Here is a 17,001-nt window from a genome sequence, read left to right as displayed (position 1 = left end):
GTACGGTGAAGTAATCCTTCTCGCACTCCCCCTTTCGCTCCCTTTCGAGCCTCACGAACAGGAGACCCCGGTGCCGGTCCTTCCTGGAGCCGAGCCGTTCCGCCACGAGGGCGGAGAGGTCGGCGTCCTCCTCTGTCACGGATTCACCGGTTCGCCTCAGTCGCTGCGCCCCTGGGCCGAATATCTCGCGGAGCGCGGACTCACGGTCGCGCTGCCGCTGCTGCCCGGGCACGGCACCCGCTGGGAGGACATGCAGGTCACGGGCTGGCAGGACTGGTACGCGGAGGTGGACCGGGAACTGCGGGCCCTGTCGGAGCGGTGCCGTCAGGTCTTCGTCTTCGGGCTGTCCATGGGCGGCGCGCTGTCGCTGCGGCTGGCGGCGAAGCACGGGGAGGCGATCAGTGGTCTGGTGCTCGTCAATCCGGGCAACAAGGTGCATGGCCTGGCGGCGTACGCACTGCCGGTCGTCCGCCATCTGCTGCCGTCCACGAAGGGCGTGGCGAACGACATCGCCCGGGAAGGCTCCGTCGAGATCGGGTACGACCGGGTGCCGCTGCACGCGGCGCACTCCCTGCGGAACTTCTTCCGGCTGGTCGACGCGGAGCTGCCGCAGGTCACCCAGCCGCTCCTGCTGCTGCACAGCCCGCAGGACCATGTGGTGCCTCCGGCGGACTCGGCGCGGATCCTCAGCCGGGTGTCGTCCACGGACGTCGAGGAGATCCTGCTGGAACAGAGCTACCACGTGGCGACGTTGGACCACGATGCGGAGCGGATCTTCGACGAGAGCTACTCGTTCATCGGCCGCCTCGCTCCGAGCGTCGGGAAGAAGGGGAGCACGTCAGGTGGCTGAGCACGACGCGGAGCGCGCGGGCAGCGAGGAGGAGCGCGAACCGCGCCCCACGGAGGGAACGGCCGTGCCCGAGAAGGGCGCGGGTGCGCCACACGTCCCCGGGGGGCCCGGCCAGGGTGACGCGCTCGACGAGGACGCCGCCTGGGAGGCGATCGTCGCGGGCTACGGCGAGGAGCCGCCGGACCCGCCGGGCGCCAAGCCGTTCAAGTCGATCGACGGCCTCGCGCTCCTGGAGGACGGCGAGCGCAACGTCCTGGAGCCGGACAAGGGCATCAAGAAGAAGCCGCCGGAGAAGCCGCTCGGCAGCTCGGTCGTCTTCGCCCCCGGTGTCGGTGGTCCCCGCGACTACGAGGTGGCGGAGCCGACGGACGACGACGCGGACGACAGCGACGAGGGGCACTTCGTCCCGCCGGAGCCGCCTCCGCTGCCGGAGGCCGATGTCACGGCGAAGTTCGCCTGGCTCGCGGTCGTCGGCGGACCGGTGCTGATGCTGCTCGCCGTCCTGTTGCAGTGGGAGATGACGTGGTGGCTCACCACGGTCTGCATCGGCGGTTTCCTGGGTGGCTTCGTCACCCTGGTCGCGCGGATGCAGGACGACAACGAGGATGACGACGACCCCGGCCGCGGTGCGGTGGTCTGAGCCGGCTCCCCCGGATCAGGTCGGCTGAGAGCCTGTCGGGTGACCTTCGATCGGATAGCGGCCGCGGTCTGGTGCGTGCGATTCCAAGGCGGCGGGATGTCCTCGGATGGGGTCTCCCCTGCTCGAACGAAGCTGAGAGCCTGGGGAAGGAGCTACCAGGACATTTCAGCAACGCGGGAAGCGTGCGTGCCAGGGCGTGGCCGCCCGATCAGAGGTCACCCGACAGGCTCTGAGGGGGAACGAGGAGCCCTCAGGCGAGCGAGGACAGGGCGGGCACCCTGAGCGCGGCCAGTACCGGCAGATGGTCGGTGGCCGCGCGCAGGTCCTGCTCCGTGACGCCGGGCAGTCCCGACGGGACTCCGCAGCCGAGGACCTCGATGCCTCTGCTCGCGAAGACCGCGTCGATGCGCAGCCGCGGATCGTGTGCCGGGAAGGTGAGCTCGCCACCCCACGGCCGGACGGACCGGCCGTCCTGGAGCCTCCCGGCCAGCAACTGGAAGGCTTTCCCCTCCGGTGCGTCGTTGAGGTCGCCGGCCACGATGACGTGCTCGACCTGCATGGCGTCCAGCCGGTCGAGCAGCAGGTCCGCCTGGACCACGCGCTCCTCGTGGCGCAGGCTCAGATGGCAGCTCAGCAGCCCGATCCGGGTGCCCGCGATCCGTACCACCGCCGTGGCGAAGCCTCTGCGGTGCAGTCCGGGGGTACGCGGCAGCAGCAGGTCCTCCGTGCGTTCCACGGTGGCGCGCAGCGAGCACAGGAGCAGCGGCCCGGCGGCGGTGGCGCCGCCGGAGAGGACCACCAGGTCGGTGTGGGCGGCGAGCCAGGCGGCGCGCTTGCGCCAGCGGAAGAAGCGCGGGGCCTCCTGGATGAAGACCAGATCGGGTGCGCAGGCACGGATGACGCGGGCCAGCGCCTCACGGTCGTCGCGCATCGACCGGATGTTGTAGCTGAGCACTCTGACGACGGCCGAACCGTCCGGCTCGGTACGGGAGTCGGGCAGCTCTGTCATGACCATACGGCTCACCATACGACGGACGCCCGCCGCTCCCGGTGAGGGCGCGACGGGCGTCCGGCGTTGTCCGTGATGGGCCGGGCTCAGCCCTGGCGGGCCAGGTCCGCCGCGCCCACCAGGCCTGCCTTGCCACCCAGTTGGGCCGCGAGCACCTGGGCGTGCGGCCGCCACTCGCCGCCGATCAGCCAGCGCCGGAACGACTTGCGGATCGGGCCGAGGACGAGTTCACCCTCGTCCGAGACGCCGCCGCCGACGATGAACGCGGACGGGTCGAAGAGCGAGGCGAGGTCGGCGAGTCCGGCGCCGGCCCAGCGGGCCAGCTCGCGGAACGAGTCGATCGCCACCGGGTCGCCCTGCCGGGCGGCCGCGCTGATGTGCTTGCCCTCGATGCCGTCCACCGTGCCGTCGCCCAGGGCGAGAAGGACCGCGGCGTTCTCCGGGGTGGCGTTGGCACGCTGCTTCGCGTACCGGACGAGCGCGCGCCCGGATGCGTACTGCTCCCAGCAGCCCTGGCTGCCGCAACCGCAGAGCAGCCCGTCCGGGACGACCCGGATGTGGCCGAATTCGGCGGCCACACCGAAGCGGCCGCGGCGCAGTTTGTTGCCGATGATGATGCCGCCGCCGAGGCCGGTGCCGAGCGTGATGCAGATGACGTCGTCGTGGCCCTGGCCTGCACCGAAGCGGTATTCGCCCCAGGCCGCCGCATTGGCGTCGTTCTCGACGACGACGGGGAGGCCGACGCGCTGCTCGACCTTGTCCTTCAGCGGCTCGTGCCGCCAGTTGATGTTCGGCGCGAACAGCACCGTGGCGCGCTTGTCGTCGACATATCCGGCAGCGCCGATGCCGACCGCTTCGACCTCGTGTCCCTCGCTGGCGCCGGACACTGCCGCCGCGATCGCGTCCACGATGCCTTCAGCCGTCGGCGGGGTCGGCACCTTGAACATCGAGAGGATCCGGCCCTCTTCGTCGACCACTCCAGCCGCGATCTTCGTGCCGCCGATATCGACGCCGATGGTGAGTCCCATGAATCCCTCAGTTTCGGTCGAGCCCCGCTATGGCCAACCGTACCCGAGCGCCGCTCCCCGCCCTATCGGTGCCGGTCAGTCCAGGTCGATGTGTTCGCCCGGCCCGCTGTCGTCGTCGCGCGGGTCGGTGGGGTCGCCGGCCTTCTTCGAGGCGCCACCGGGGTCGGTGGCGTCCTGGGTCCAGCGGCGTTCCTGGCCCTCGACGGCGGAGCGGTAGGCGGCGAGGAGTTCGCTGCCGGCCGCGGCGATGTGGTCGAAGACGTCCGGATTGCGTTCGATGACGGGCTCGACGGCGGCCTTCGCCTGCTTGATCACCTGCTGTACGGCGCCCTGGGCGGCGACGCCGAACAGTGGTGACTGGAGGGAGGCGACCTTGTCGGCCACGGCGTCGACCAGCTTGCGCAGCTCCTCGGCCGCGGAACCGGCGGGCGGGCCGTACTCGGCGCGGCGACGGGCCTTCTCGGCTTCCAGGTCCTCGGCGCAGGCCTTGGCCCACGCGTCGTCGTCGGCGGGACGATCGGTGGCTTCGCTCATGGCGGACTCCTGCGACGTGGTTGCGGACGTCGCGCGTGCGGGGTGTGGTCCACCGCCGCACACGGGACGCGTACTACCGACGTTACCCGAACGGTGGTACGCCGTTCAGGAGGTCCGCGGCCACAGTGCGGGGTCCGGCGTGAACCGGACCCGCAGCACCCCGTCCGTCAGTGCGGCGCCGGAAACGGTGCAGCGGCGCAGCCCGGACTCCAGCGGCACGATCCGGTGGAACGGGCCGACGGTCAGGAGCAGTTCGTCGCCGCGCCGGACCAGCTGCAGGTCCTCCTTGACGGCTCCGGGCAGTGGCAGGCACCAGACCAGGACCCCGTCGCCGTCCTCACCGACGGCCGGCCGCGGCGAGACGGTGGCGTCCGGTCTGCCACGGAGCAGTACCCGCAGCTCGTCGTGGCCGTCCGGGGCGTTCGGGTCCTCGATCCACCAGGGGTCCTGCGCGCGTCCGTCCGGCCGGTCGTCCAGCTCGACGGCGAGACCGTCCCCCGTGAAGAGCCCGCCACCGGTGCCCGCCGCCTCGAAGGTGGTGCAGTTCGACGAAGTGTCGAGAAGGCTCAGGTCGTCGAGTCCCTGTGGGTCCCGGCCGAGATGGGGCACCTCGCACAAGGACGCGGCCGGCACCCATTCCTCGTACCAGTGGTCGATGCACTTCTCCTGCTGGGCGGCGAGATCGGCGAACCAGGGGTCGGAGGAGTGCCTGGGCAGGACCCGGTTGACGGTGAGCGTGTCGACGCGCAGTCCGTACAGGGCGAATCCAGTGCGCGCGGTGCGCAGGGCGTCCTCGGCGGCGGGTCCCGGTTCGGCGACGAGGCGGACCGTGGTGCTGCGGTCCTCCACCAGGGCCTGGACGGAGGCCAGCTCGGCGTCCCGGCGGGCGGCGGTCTCGTACAGCCACTGGGCGGGCATCGGGACGCCGGCGAGCTGGGCGAGCATCGGACGCAGGGCGCGGGCGGCCTGGCGCTCCGGGGGCAGCAGGCGGCGCAGATAGCGGCGCAGCTGTTCGGGCAGGGCGAGCACGGCGAGGGCTTCGCGCAGCGGGGGCAGGTCGACGACGAGGATGTCGTAGCCGTCGCGCGACCAGTCGCCCCGGGCCGCCCGGCGCAGGGTGTGCAGCAGGGCGAGCTGGGCGCTGCCGGGGAGTTCGGTCAGCTCCTCGCCGTCGAGCCGGTTCCCGCCGAGCAGGTCGAGTACGGAGGACGCCTGGTCCTGGAGGGAGAGAAGTTCGGTACGGAAGTGCTCGCCGGAGTCGATGCGGGCGAACCGGAGTCCCTCGGTGACCTCGGTGGGTTCCGTGGCGCTGGGGAAACCCGGTATGGCGTCGGCGGAGAGCAGCAGCGTGCGGCGGCCGCGGCGGGCCGCGGCCAGTGCGGTCGCCGCCGCGACAGTGGTACGGCCGGCGCCGCCGGGGCCGGTGACGAGGACCGTACGCATCCGGTCAGCCCCGCGGGACGGACTCGACGCGCTTCTTCAGACCGGCCAGCGCGCGGTCGATGATGACCTTCTCCGCCTTGCGCTTGATCATGCCGAGCATCGGGATCTTGACGTCGACGGTCAGCCGGTAGGTGACCTCGGTGCGGCTGCCGTCGCCGAGCGGGGCCAGTGCGTAGGAGCCGTCGATGGCGCGCAGCATCTGGGACTTGACCAGGGTCCAGCTGACCTCGTGGTCGCCGGTCCAGGTGTAGGCGAGCGTGTGGTCGTCCTTGATCGCACCGGCGTCGAGGACCAGCCGGACCTTCTCGGCGCGGCCCTGCTCGTCCTTGGCGAGGACCTCGGCCTCCTTGACCTCACCGGTCCACTCCGGGTACCGGTCGAAGTCGGCGATGACGCCCATGACGTCGGCCGGTGCCGCCTCGATCGTGATGGTCGAGCTGGTGTGTTCAGCCATCGCTGTGGCTCCTCCAGTGCGGTGTACCGGTCGGTCGGCAGATGCCTGCCGCCAGAAGGCTATCGCGTGCGCGGCGCGCATCGTCCCAGGGTCGGGGCCGTGTGGTCACCACTCCAGGGCAAAGGGCCGGCCGGTCGAGGCGAAGTGCCCGACGTTGACGCACTCGGTGGCCCCGATCCGCATCCGGCGGACCAGTGGCTGGTGGACATGGCCGAAGACGGCATAGCGGGGGCGGGTCCGGCGGATCGCGTCGAGGAGCGCCCTGCTGCCGCGCTCGAACCGGCGCGCCACGGTGTCGTAGGTCAGCTCCGGCACGTCGGGCGGGATGTGCGTGCACAGGACGTCCACCTCGCCGACCGCCTCGATCTTGGCGGCGTACTCCTCGTCGCTGACCTCGTACGGGGTGCGCATCGGGGTCCGGAGCCCGCCGCCGACGAAGCCGAAGACACGTCCGCCGATCTCGACGCGCTCGCCGTCCAGGACGGTGGTGCCGGGGCGGGCGTATTCGGGCCAGAGGTCGGGGATGTCGACATTGCCGTACGTGGCGTACGTCGGTGTGGGGAAGACCGCGAACATCTCGGCGTACTGATGGCGCACCGCACCGACGATGGCGGCATTGCGGTCCAGGCCCGCCCAGAGCCCGCGGCCGAAGTCACGGGCCTCCTCGTAGCGGCGGGCCGTGCGCAGCTCGACGATCCGGTCGGCGTTCTCCACGCCGAAGAGTTCGGGGAAGATGCCGCGCGAGTGGTCGGCGTAGTCGAGGAAGAGCACCAGGTCACCCAGGCAGACGAGGGCGTCGGCGCCGTCCCCGGCCCGGGCCAGGGCTTCGGTGTTCCCATGCACGTCACTGACCACGTGGATCCGCGTACGACGTGCGGTGGCACCCTCGCGGCTGTTCGCTCCGGCTGGCATGACGATCACCCTAGGGCGCCGCTGACGGCCTGGGTAGAGCCCGTCGGACCTGCGGATACTTCATGCTTGTCACCTGGGTGCACTACTGTGCGCGCGAGGATCACCGATATGTGTGACGCATAAAACATCTGGCCGGACCCCCCTATCCGGAACCGAGTACTGGTGGGTAACGTCCGGGCAGTCCAGTCGTGCTCACCCCACTGAGCACCCTGCCAATCTTGGACCGCAGCCGGTGCGTCACACGGAGCCGTGGCACCGGAGCCCGATGAGGAGCAGCAGTCTTGCGCGAGTTCAGCCTTCCGGCCCTGTACGAGGTCCCCTCGGACGGCAACCTGACGGATCTCATCCGCCGCAATGCCGCTCAGCATCCCGATGTAGCGGTGATGAGCCGCAAAGTGGCGGGCGTGTGGACCGATGTCACCGCCACCCAGTTCCTGGCCGAGGTCAGAGCCGCCGCCAAGGGCCTGATCGCCGCAGGCGTGCAGCCCGGCGACCGGGTCGGTCTGATGTCCCGTACCCGCTTCGAGTGGGTGCAGCTGGACTTCGCGATCTGGAGCGCGGGCGCGGTCACCGTCCCGGTGTACGAGACCAGCTCCGCCGAGCAGGTCCAGTGGATCCTCGGCGACTCCGGCGCGGTCGCGGTGATCGTGGAGAGCGACGGGCATGCCGAGTCCGTCGCCGCCATGCGCGACCGGCTGCCGGAGTTGCGCAACGTATGGCAGATCGACAAGGGCGCGGTCGACGAGCTGACCGCGTGGGGTGCGGAGGTCTCGGACGAGACCGTCGACCTGCGCAGCGCCGGCGCCAAGGCCGACGACCCGGCCACCATCGTCTACACCTCGGGCACCACCGGCCGCCCCAAGGGCTGTGTGCTCACGCACCGCAGCTTCTTCGCCGAGTGCGGCAACGTGGTGGAGCGGCTGAAGCCCCTCTTCCGTACCGGCGAGTGCTCCGTACTGCTCTTCCTGCCCGCGGCCCATGTCTTCGGCCGGCTGGTCGAGGTGGCCGCGGTGATGGCCCCGATCCGGCTCGGCTGCGTACCGGACATCAAGAACCTCACCGATGAGCTGGCCGCGTTCCGGCCGACGCTGATCCTCGGTGTGCCGCGGGTCTTCGAGAAGGTCTACAACTCGGCGCGTGCCAAGGCGCAGGCCGACGGCAAGGGCAAGATCTTCGACAGGGCCGCGAACATCGCGATCGCCTACAGCCGTGCGCTCGGCACCCCTCAGGGGCCGTCCATCGGCCTCAAGTTCAAGCACAAGGTCTTCGACCGGCTGGTCTACAGCAAGCTGCGCGCCGTGCTCGGCGGCCGCGGCGAGTACGCGATCTCGGGCGGTGCACCGCTGGGCGAGCGGCTCGGGCACTTCTACCGCGGCATCGGCTTCACGGTGCTGGAGGGCTACGGCCTCACGGAGACGTGCGCGGCCACCGCGTTCAACCCGTGGGACCGGCAGAAGATCGGTACGGTCGGCCAGCCGCTGCCCGGCTCGGTCGTCCGGATCGCCGACGACGGCGAGGTGCTGCTGCACGGCGAGCATCTGTTCGCGGGCTACTGGAACAACGAGGCGGCGACGGCCGACGCACTGGCCGACGGCTGGTTCCACACGGGCGACATCGGCACCCTCGACGAGGACGGCTATCTGACGATCACCGGCCGCAAGAAGGAGATCATTGTCACGGCGGGCGGCAAGAACGTCGCCCCCGCGGTGATCGAGGACCGGATCCGCGGGCACGCCCTGGTCGCGGAGTGCATGGTGGTCGGCGACGGACGGCCGTTCATCGGTGCGCTGATCACCCTGGACGAGGAGTTCCTGGGCCACTGGGCCGAGGAGCACGGCAAGCCGGCCGGCTCGACGGCGGTGTCACTGCGCGAGGACCCGGAGCTGCTGGCCGAGGTGCAGCGGGCGGTGGACGACGGCAACGCGGCGGTGTCCAAGGCGGAGTCCGTACGCAAGTTCCGCATCCTGACCTCGCAGTTCACCGAGGAGGCCGGCCACATCACGCCCTCGCTGAAGCTGAAGCGGAATGTGGTGGCGAAGGACTTCGCGGACGAGGTGGAGTCGATCTACCGCGGCTGATCCCGCGGTTGCAGGTGTACGGGGAGGGGCCCGCACGACTGGTCGTGCGGGCCCCTCCCCGTATCTCAGAGCAGCGTCTTGAGGCGCTCCGCGAGCAGGTCCCAGCGCCACTTCTCCTCGACCCAGGCCCGGCCCCGCTCCCCCATCCGCCGGCACAGTTCGGGGTCGCCGAGCAGGGTGGCGATGCGGTCGGCGGTCTCCTCGACGGAGCCGCCCCGCACCACCCATCCGGTCTCGCCGTCGAGTACGGCGTCGGGGGCGCCGCCCGAGTCGCCCGCCACCACCGGCAGTCCGGTCGCGGACGCCTCCAGGTAGACGATGCCGAGCCCCTCGACGTCGAGGCCGCCGCGCCGGGTGCGGCACGGCATGGCGAAGACGTCGCCCGCGCCGAAGTGGGCGGGCAGCTCCTCCCAGGGCACCGGTCCGGTGAACCGCACCGAGTCGGTGACGCCGGTCTCCGCGGCCAGCTTCTCCAGCTCCTTGGCGTACGGTCCGCCGCCGACGATCAGCAGGACGGCGTCCGGCTCCCGCGCCAGGATCGCGGGCATCGCGAGGATCAGGGTGTCCTGGCCCTTGCGGGGCACCAGCCGCGACACACAGACGACGACGGGCCGGTCCGAGAGTCCGAGCCGGGCCCGGATCCGGTCCCCGCCGGAGCCCGGGTGGAAGGTCTTCTCGTCGACGCCGGGCGGCAGTTGGACCATGCGGCCGGCGGCCTCGGGGGTGAGCGCGCCGGCGATCCGGGAGCGGGTGTACTCGCCGAGGTAGGTGATCGTGTCCGTGCTCTCGCCTATCCGGCGCAACAGCTGGCGGGACGCGGGAAGTTGGGCCCAGCCGGCCTCGTGCCCGTGGGTGGTGGCGACCAGTCGCCGGGCACCCGCCCTCCGCAGTGCCGGTGCCATCAGCCCGAGGGGGGCAGCGGCCCCGAACCAGACGGAGGTGCACTCGTGTTCGCGCAGCAGCCGGACCGCGCGCCGGGTCACCCGCGGGGTCGGCAGCAGCATCGTCGTGGGGTCACGGACGACGGTGAACGGCTGCTCGGCGTCGAAGGCGGCGGTGGCCGCGACGCCCTCGGGGCTCCGCTTCCAGGTGGAGGCGTAGACGACGAGCCGGCCGGGGTCCAGGCGGAGTGCCATATTGTGCAGAAATGCCTGGATACCGCCGGGTCGGGGCGGAAAGTCGTTGGTCACGATCAAGGTCTTGTCCATCGCCGCCGACAGTACCGAACGGCCCGGCCTGATGGCTCGCCCACCGATGCGCCGTGCATCATGGCTCGGAGCCACCGGCGAAGGGGATGGACGCGGGCATGACAACAACGGGCGGCACCGGCAGATTTCTCGCACCCGTCGCGGTGTGGGCGCTCACCAGGGCCGCGTTGCTGCTCTGCGTCTTCAAGGTCGTCACGTTGCCGGGCCCGGACGTGACGAGCGACGTCTCGGTGATCTACCACGGCTGGTCCGAGGTGCTGAAGACCGGCACGTATCCGCTGGGCGATGTCACCTGGCAGTACCCGCCCGTCGCGGCGCTCGCCATCCTCTCCCCCGCCCTGCTGCCGTTCCTGGACTACGCCTCGGCCTTCTTCGTCCTCGCCTGCCTCTGCGACGCGCTGGTGCTCGGCCTGCTGCTGTACGCGGGCCGCGGTACCGGCAGGCGGATTGCGGGCGGCTGGGTATGGGTGGCGGGGGTGCCCCTGCTCGGCACGACCGCGTACGCGCGGTACGACGTGATGGTGACGGCGGTAGCGGTCGCGGCGCTGCTGGCCGGGGTACGGCATCCGCGGGTGCTGGGGGCGCTGGCCGCCTTCGGCGCGCTGCTGAAGGTGTGGCCGGTGCTGCTGCTGGCCGGGACCGCGCGCGGGGAGTCGACCCGCCGCTCATGGACGGCGGCGGTGGTGACGGCGGCCGGGCTGCTGGTGGTGTGCACGGCCGCGTTGCCGGGAGCGCTGGCCTTTCTCGGGTTCCAGCGCGACCGCGGCACCGAGGTCGAGTCGCTGGGGGCGCTGGTCTTCCATGTGGCGCGGCAGTTCGGCTGGCAGGGCCGGGTGGAGCTGAACTACGGGTCGCTGGAGTTCCTGGGTCCGCATGTGCAGCTGGTGAGCACCCTGGCGCTGGGGCTGAGCCTCGTCGCGTTCGGCTGGCTGGTGGTGTGGCGGCTGCTGGCCCGCGACTTCGGGGTGAGCACGCCGGCCGACGCGGCGTTCACGGCGGTGCTGCTGTTCACGACCACGAGCCGGGTGATCAGCCCCCAGTACATGCTGTGGCTGGTCGGTCTCGCGGCGGTCTGTCTGGCCTTCCGGTCCAGCCGGATGGGGCTGCCGGCCGTTCTGGTGCTGGTCGCGACGGGCGTCACCCAGCTGGAGTTCCCGCTCGGGTTCATCCACGTGGTGACCAGCGACGTGCAGGGCGTGACGCTGATGTTCGTACGCAACGGTCTGCTCGTCGCGGCGACCCTGGTCGCGTCCCGGCGGCTGTGGAAGGAGACGGTGCCCGCGCCGGTCCGCCGGGACCGGCACCGGCTGCCGGTCCAGTCGTCCGGTCCGGCGGGGCGGGTCAGCCGAGACGGGACCGCAGATACTCCCGCCAGCGCGCCGTGAACTCCTGCGGGGTAGTGCCGAGCACGTCCTGCATCGCCTGCTCCACCGCTCCGTCCCGTCCTGAGTGCCCCCCGACGGCCCGGTAGAAGGCGAAGAGCTTCTTCTCGCCCCAGTGGTCGGCGATGAGTGCGCAAGCCAGCCAGCCGCCCTCGTACGCCCTCGCGAGGCGCCCGGAGTCTCCCGTGAACCCGAACTCCTCGTCGGTGGGCAGTTCGGCGGGCAGCTCACCGCGCCGGACCGCATCGGCCAGTTCGGGCGCGGCCTGCTCGGCTGTCCGGTCCTCGGCGCGGTAGGCCGCCCAGTCGGCGAAGCCCTCGGAGAGCCAGGTCGGGGTGGACGCGGAGGTGCGGGCGCGGGTGGCGACATGGGCGGTCTCGTGGGTGAGGACGATCCGCTGCCCGAACGTGCCGAGCGTCGCGTACGCCTGAGGGTTGACGATCACCCGGTCCGCGGGCGCCCGGCCGCCGGTCTCACCGGTGGTGACGGCCGCTATGCCCCGGTAGTTCGCCGCCGGTGACCCCAGCAGCCCGGCCATGTCGTCGGTCGTCTCCGGTACGAGGACCACCACACGGTCGGCCCAGCGCTCCGGCCAGGCGGCGGAGACGGCGGGCACCGCACGGTCCGTGGTGTCCGCGATCGCGCGGAGCTCCGTCGTCGTCCGCCCCACACCGAGGACGAGACTTCGCCTGCCCCGTACGACCTGGACGTCGCCCTGCTGCCACAGCTGCGAGCCGCCGTCCCGGCCGGCCCGGTCCGCGGTGATGTACCAGCGGCCGTCCGCCGGGTCCCGCTCCAGGTCGAGCACCCGGTCCGCGGTGACCGGAGCGCTGTCGTAGCCCGCGATCCGGTAGCGCAACTCGACGTCGGCGGTGGCCCGGTCGGCGCCACGCCTGCGCACGTCCGTCACCTTGTACGCCCACGAGCTCAGCGGCACGTCGGCGAGATGGGCCAGCTCGCGGCGCTGGGCTGCCCGCAGCCCGGTGGCCCCGGGAGCGAGTACGGCGAGGAAGCCGTCCGGGTCGTGGCCCAGGACAGCGGCGGCACGGCGGTCCAGGGTGGCGCTGACGGCCCGGACGGTGGGGTCGAGGGTGGCGGGGGCAGGGGCCGTGCAGGCGGACACGAGCAGCAGCCCGGCGAGCGCCGCTCCCGCCGCGCGCCTCCGTCCGTCATGTCCCCGCCCCGCGGTGCACCCCTGATCAGCCACGTGACCGAGGGTACGGGTCAGACGCGGGTCACCGAGGAGACCGGCATCATGCCGACCGGGTCGTAGCGGACCGGAGCGCCGGGGTGCGGGGCGTGGATCACCTGCCCGTTGCCCACGTACATCCCGATGTGGCTGGCGTCCGAGCGGTAGGCGACCAGATCGCCGGGGCGGGCCTGGGAGAGCGGCACCATGTGGCCGGCGTGCCGCTGCGCCTGCGAGGTGCGCGGCAGGCTCACACCGGCCTGGGCGTACGCCCACTGCATCAGCCCGGAGCAGTCGAATCCGGCGGGACCGTTGGCGCCCCAGATGTACGGGAGTCCGACGGCCCGGCGGACGGCCATGACGGCGGCCGCCGCCCGGGACGAGCCGGCCGGCAGATCGGCCAGGGCGGAGAACGAGGCCTCGCGGCCGGAGCGCGAGGTGCGGTCGAAGGCCGCCCGGTCCGCGGCGGGCAGCGCGGCCAGCAGTTGCCGGGCCTGCCGGAGCTTGCCCTCGACGGTCCGTTTGTGCCGGATGGCGGCCGCCTTGTTGCGCTCCAGGCCGGCGAGCGAGCGGGCGGCCTCCGCACGGACCTGCGCGAGGCCGCGCCGAGCGTGCTGGAGTTCGTGCAGGGCGGTGGTCTGACGGGCGTTCAGCCGGTCCAGGGTGGCTGCCCGGTCGAGGTAGCTGTCCGGATCGGCGGAGAGCAGCAGGGCGAGCGAGGGGTCGATGCCACCGGAGCGGTACTGCGCGGCGGCGGCCGAACCGAGCGCCATGCGCATCCGGTTGATCCGTTCCTGACCGCGGGCCGCCCGTTCCTGGACCCGGTTCAGCTCGCCACGCAGCCGGTCGGCGTTCTCCCCCGCCTTGTTGTACTGCTCGGTGGCGTGCTCGGCCTCGCTGTACAGCCGGTCGATCTCGGCCCTGGCGGTCCGGGGCGTGTCCTTCGGGTCGGCGTGCGCGGCTGCCGACCCGAGCGTGGCGGCGGCGGTCGCCGCGGCCGCGGACAGGACTGTGACCCGGACACTCCGGTTGACGCCGGGCTGTGTGGAACGGCGATGGGACACCACAGGACGCCGCACTCCCTTCCGCTGTACGCAGACGTACGCGGCTCCCTGCCGCCCGGGACGGGCGGACCGACGGACGGGAGCCGCACAGCAGGCAGACAGTAGTCGGGCGACTACGGAGCGCACGAACGGCCGCGCCGGATGGGTGCGGGTCACGAACGACGGCGCCCCGCCGGTGACCTGTGGTCTCCGGCGGGGCGGGCCGTCTGTGCGGGGCGCGGTAATTCGCTCGTTCGGGCGTCGTCAGATACGCACGCCGACCTGGAAGCTGCCGATGGTGTTCATCGATTCGTAGCGGACCACCGCGCCCGGCTTCGGGGCGTGCAGCACGGTGTTGTTGCCCGCGTACAGAGCCACGTGCGACGTGTTGTTGAAGAAGACGAGGTCGCCCGGCTTGAGGGCGCTGCGGCCTATCTGCGTGCCTTCGTTGATCTGGGTGTACGTGGTGCGGGTGATGGAGGCGCCGGCCTGGGCATAGGCCCACTGGGTCAGGCCCGAGCAGTCGTAGGAGTTGGGGCCGGTGCCGCCGGAGACGTACGGCTTGCCGAGCTGGGTGGCGCCGGCCCTCAGGGCGGCGGCGCCGAGGGCGGAGGCGGGGGCCTCGTTGCCCAGATCGACCCGGTCGCCGGCGGCGCGGCTGGCGCGCTGCTCCGCCTCGGCCATCTTGGCGCGCTCGGCGGCGGTCAGGGTGTTGAGCAGGCGCTGCGCCTCGGCGAGCTTGCCCTGGAACTTCTTCTTGTTCTCGCCGAGCGTCTTGCGGACGTCCGCGAGGTCGCCCAGCTTGTCCTGGGCCTCCTTGCGCTGCTGCGCGAGGGCCCGCTGCTTCTCCTGGATCTTCTCCAGCGACTCGGTCTGCTTGGCCGTCAACTGGTCGAGGGCCGAGGCCTCGTCGAGGAAGGTGTCCGGATCCGAGGCGAGGAAGAGCTGCACGGACGGGTCGATGCCGCCGGAGCGGTACTGCGCGGCGGCGAGCGAACCGAGACCGCTGCGGAGCGTGTTGAGCTCCTGCTGACCGCGGGCCACCTTGTCCTGCAGCGCGCCGACCTGCTTCTCGAGCTTCTGCTGCTGCTCCTTGGCCCCGTTGTACTTCTCGGTGGCCTTCTCCGCCTCGTGGTAGAGCTTGTCGACCTTCGCCTTGACCTCACTCTTGGTCGGCTTGGGGTCGGCGTGTGCGGCCTGGGAGGTCAGGGCCACGGCCGCGGCGGCGGTCGCGGTGAGCACGGTCACACGGGCGCGGCTCGGCTGCTTGGGACGACGGTGGGACGCCACGAAGGCGAGCTCCTTCTTCCTCGAGCCGCCTACCGGGCTGTGGGGGGAACTGAATCCCCGGCTCCGTGCACGTCACGGACTCGGCGGTTCCTTCGCTGCCACCCCGAATGGGTGATCAACCGAGCGAAGGTTCGAAGCTCGACCCTAGTGACCATCTTGTGATCAGTTCAAATCCTCACAAGAAAAATCTCGCCACAACAGCCACTTCTTTACGCTCATCACACAGGGCGTAGCGGCGACTTGACGGTACGTTCCCTGATTTCCGACAAGTCGCCACAAGGCGCATCAGACGCGCGAAAGCCGCTTCAGGAGCAAGACGGACGCAACGGGCCTGGCCCCTGCCTTCGCCACGCCGTCCGCCACTTCACGGTCGGTGGAGACCACCACGACGGGCCTGCCAGGCGGTTCGGCGCGGGCGAGCTGGCGGATCAGCTCGTCGGCGGTCACACCCGGCTTGCTGAACAGCACGCGCACCCCGCGCGGCGGTGCGAGCAATACCGGAGCGGCAAGTTCGGCCCCGTCGAAGACACAGGTCATCTCGGCGCCGGACTGCGCGGCGAGCACCGCGAGACCGCCCAGCAGCCGCAACCGCTGCTTCTCCAGCGGCAGCTGCGGATAGCCGGTCTTGGTGACGTTGTAGCCGTCCACGATCAGGTGTGCCTGCGGCAGCGCGAGCAACTGGTCGAGCAGGGCCGGATCTGTCTCCGAAAGAGCCCTGGCGGCAATGTCCTTGGGCGACATCGCGCCGGGCTCGACCGCGTCGACACTGTCCGCGGGGCGGATCGAGGAGGGCGGCAGGGCCAGTTCGCGGCGCAGCCCCCGGGCCGCGTCGAGCACTGTGTCGAGGAGCAGCCGCAGCCGCATGTCCTCGACCGAACGCCCCTCCCTGGCTGCTCTGCGGCTCGCCTCGACGGACGCCTCCGCCTCACCGAGCCGGGCCCGCAGCCGCCGGGCCTCGCTCTCGGCGGCGGAGATCTGGGCGGCCGCCTCGGTCCGCAGGGTGTCGGCCTCGGCCTTGCCGCGGCGCACCGCGGCCTCGCCACGCTTGACCTCGTTGAGGGCGGAGCGGAGTTTGCGCTGCAGGGAATCGGCTTCCTTGCGGGCCGCGTCGAGTTCGGCGCGGAGCCGTTCGGTCTCGCTCTTCGTCTGGGTCCGGGCCTGGGCGAGCTCCTCGCGCAGCCGTTCCAGCTCGCGCCGGCTCTCCTCGTCGGCCCGCTCGGCGTCGGCGCGCTGGACCTCCTCGCCGGCGGCGGCGACCAGTTTCACCCAGCCGACCGGGCGCAGCACATAGGCGGCCGCGGCCACATCGACGGGATCGGCGGCGGCCGGCGGCGACCCGGCCTCCACGGCAGCGGCCAGCTCCGGCTGGGACTCCCGGAGCCGTTCGCCGATGCGCTGACGGAACAGGGTGTCGTTCTCCAGGGCGGCCGCCATCGCATTCCCGGCGAACTTGGCGCGCCGGGTCGGGGTGAAGCGGGCGTACTGCCTGAGCTGGGCCGGGAGTTCGGTGACCGTCAGGCCGCCGAACGCGTCCGAGACCAGCGCGACGACCCGCCGCCGTACGCCTTCGGGCAGCGGGCGGTCGAGCGCCTCGACGGCGTCGCCGGCTCCATCGGCCGACTCGGCGCCGCTATCGGGCTGCTCCACGATCCGTCACCCCAAAATGTCTGTCCGCACGGCCCCGTCAGGAGTCGGCACCCGGCCTGTCGACGAGTTCGATCTGGTCCACCGCGTTGCACCAGCGGCAGCGGACCGACTCGATGGTCTCACTGACCACCTCGCGTTCCTCGACCGTCGACTCACCGGCCAGGTCGAGATGAACGTATTCGACGACCTTGGAGGTGCGGGTCACGTCGAAGCGGGTGAGATTTCCGCAGAGCGTGCAGCGCCAGCGGGTCCCGTCGGTCGGCTGGGGAACCGTCGTCATCGTTGCGTCCTCTT

At 71.5% G+C, this 17,001-nt stretch carries 16 protein-coding genes; 4 read left to right on the top strand and 12 right to left on the bottom strand.

The window, feature by feature from the left end; translation table 11 throughout:
- Positions 1 to 70: 70 nt before the first annotated feature.
- Both OG395_RS37220 and OG395_RS37215 read left to right on the top strand, forming a co-directional pair.
- A complete protein-coding gene (locus tag OG395_RS37220) occupies positions 71 to 850 on the top strand; it encodes an alpha/beta hydrolase (RefSeq protein WP_327246859.1) in 780 nt (259 codons plus the stop codon).
- The gene (locus tag OG395_RS37215; RefSeq protein ID WP_327246858.1) at positions 843 to 1,490 is read left to right on the top strand and encodes a hypothetical protein; all 648 of its coding nucleotides are present in this window, start codon (positions 843 to 845) and stop codon (positions 1,488 to 1,490) included. Before OG395_RS37220 ends, OG395_RS37215 begins: the two co-directional genes overlap by 8 nt.
- A gap of 250 nt (positions 1,491 to 1,740) precedes the next feature.
- On the opposite strand, the gene OG395_RS37210 is transcribed toward OG395_RS37215, so the two are convergent.
- The 6 genes from OG395_RS37210 to OG395_RS37185 form a co-directional block, all read right to left on the bottom strand.
- Positions 1,741 to 2,505, bottom strand: a complete 765-nt coding sequence (locus tag OG395_RS37210; protein WP_327246857.1) for an endonuclease/exonuclease/phosphatase family protein — start codon at positions 2,503 to 2,505, stop codon at positions 1,741 to 1,743.
- Positions 2,506 to 2,585: 80 nt separating this feature from the next.
- Positions 2,586 to 3,527, bottom strand: coding sequence for an ROK family glucokinase (locus OG395_RS37205; RefSeq protein ID WP_037696990.1), 942 nt, complete (start codon positions 3,525 to 3,527; stop codon positions 2,586 to 2,588).
- Positions 3,528 to 3,602: 75 nt separating this feature from the next.
- Positions 3,603 to 4,061, bottom strand: a complete 459-nt coding sequence (locus OG395_RS37200; RefSeq protein ID WP_327246856.1) for a DUF5304 domain-containing protein — start codon at positions 4,059 to 4,061, stop codon at positions 3,603 to 3,605.
- A 105-nt stretch (positions 4,062 to 4,166) separates the two neighbouring features.
- Entirely contained in the window at positions 4,167 to 5,504 is a 1,338-nt protein-coding gene (locus OG395_RS37195; RefSeq protein ID WP_327246855.1) for an ArsA family ATPase, read from the bottom strand.
- Between the two features lie 4 nt (positions 5,505 to 5,508).
- Positions 5,509 to 5,958, bottom strand: coding sequence for an SRPBCC family protein (locus OG395_RS37190; RefSeq protein WP_266986565.1), 450 nt, complete (start codon positions 5,956 to 5,958; stop codon positions 5,509 to 5,511).
- A 105-nt stretch (positions 5,959 to 6,063) separates the two neighbouring features.
- On the bottom strand, positions 6,064 to 6,870 hold the full coding sequence (locus OG395_RS37185; RefSeq protein ID WP_266986564.1) for a metallophosphoesterase family protein: 807 nt from the start codon (positions 6,868 to 6,870) through the stop codon (positions 6,064 to 6,066).
- Between the two features lie 281 nt (positions 6,871 to 7,151).
- Here OG395_RS37185 and OG395_RS37180 point away from each other — a divergent pair, with 281 nt between their 5' ends.
- On the top strand, positions 7,152 to 8,948 hold the full coding sequence (locus tag OG395_RS37180; RefSeq protein WP_327246854.1) for an AMP-dependent synthetase/ligase: 1,797 nt from the start codon (positions 7,152 to 7,154) through the stop codon (positions 8,946 to 8,948).
- 65 nt (positions 8,949 to 9,013) lie between these two features.
- Here the strand turns inward: OG395_RS37180 and OG395_RS37175 are convergent, their stop codons facing one another.
- A complete protein-coding gene (locus OG395_RS37175) occupies positions 9,014 to 10,156 on the bottom strand; it encodes a glycosyltransferase family 4 protein (protein WP_327246853.1) in 1,143 nt (380 codons plus the stop codon).
- A gap of 98 nt (positions 10,157 to 10,254) precedes the next feature.
- On the opposite strand from OG395_RS37175, the gene OG395_RS37170 reads away from it, so the two are divergent.
- Positions 10,255 to 11,541 carry a glycosyltransferase family 87 protein gene (locus OG395_RS37170; RefSeq protein ID WP_327246852.1) on the top strand — a complete coding sequence of 429 codons (1,287 nt, stop codon included), beginning with the start codon at positions 10,255 to 10,257 and terminating at the stop codon, positions 11,539 to 11,541.
- Here the strand turns inward: OG395_RS37170 and OG395_RS37165 are convergent.
- From OG395_RS37165 to OG395_RS37145, 5 genes are all read right to left on the bottom strand, one after another.
- Entirely contained in the window at positions 11,498 to 12,745 is a 1,248-nt protein-coding gene (locus tag OG395_RS37165; protein ID WP_327246851.1) for a hypothetical protein, read from the bottom strand. The genes OG395_RS37170 and OG395_RS37165 overlap by 44 nt on opposite strands.
- A gap of 17 nt (positions 12,746 to 12,762) precedes the next feature.
- Positions 12,763 to 13,794 carry a C40 family peptidase gene (locus OG395_RS37160; protein WP_327246850.1) on the bottom strand — a complete coding sequence of 344 codons (1,032 nt, stop codon included), beginning with the start codon at positions 13,792 to 13,794 and terminating at the stop codon, positions 12,763 to 12,765.
- A gap of 240 nt (positions 13,795 to 14,034) precedes the next feature.
- Positions 14,035 to 15,060, bottom strand: a complete 1,026-nt coding sequence (locus OG395_RS37155; protein ID WP_327246849.1) for a C40 family peptidase — start codon at positions 15,058 to 15,060, stop codon at positions 14,035 to 14,037.
- 285 nt (positions 15,061 to 15,345) lie between these two features.
- Entirely contained in the window at positions 15,346 to 16,707 is a 1,362-nt protein-coding gene (locus OG395_RS37150) for an NYN domain-containing protein (RefSeq protein ID WP_327246848.1), read from the bottom strand.
- 37 nt (positions 16,708 to 16,744) lie between these two features.
- On the bottom strand, positions 16,745 to 16,987 hold the full coding sequence (locus OG395_RS37145) for a hypothetical protein (protein WP_266986548.1): 243 nt from the start codon (positions 16,985 to 16,987) through the stop codon (positions 16,745 to 16,747).
- Positions 16,988 to 17,001 lie beyond the last annotated feature (14 nt).

This window comes from Streptomyces sp. NBC_01320, from assembly GCF_035974375.1.
Lineage (GTDB): Bacteria > Actinomycetota > Actinomycetes > Streptomycetales > Streptomycetaceae > Streptomyces > Streptomyces yanii.
Note: the sequence above shows the minus strand (reverse complement) of the source record. Positions and strands in the feature narration are given on the sequence as shown.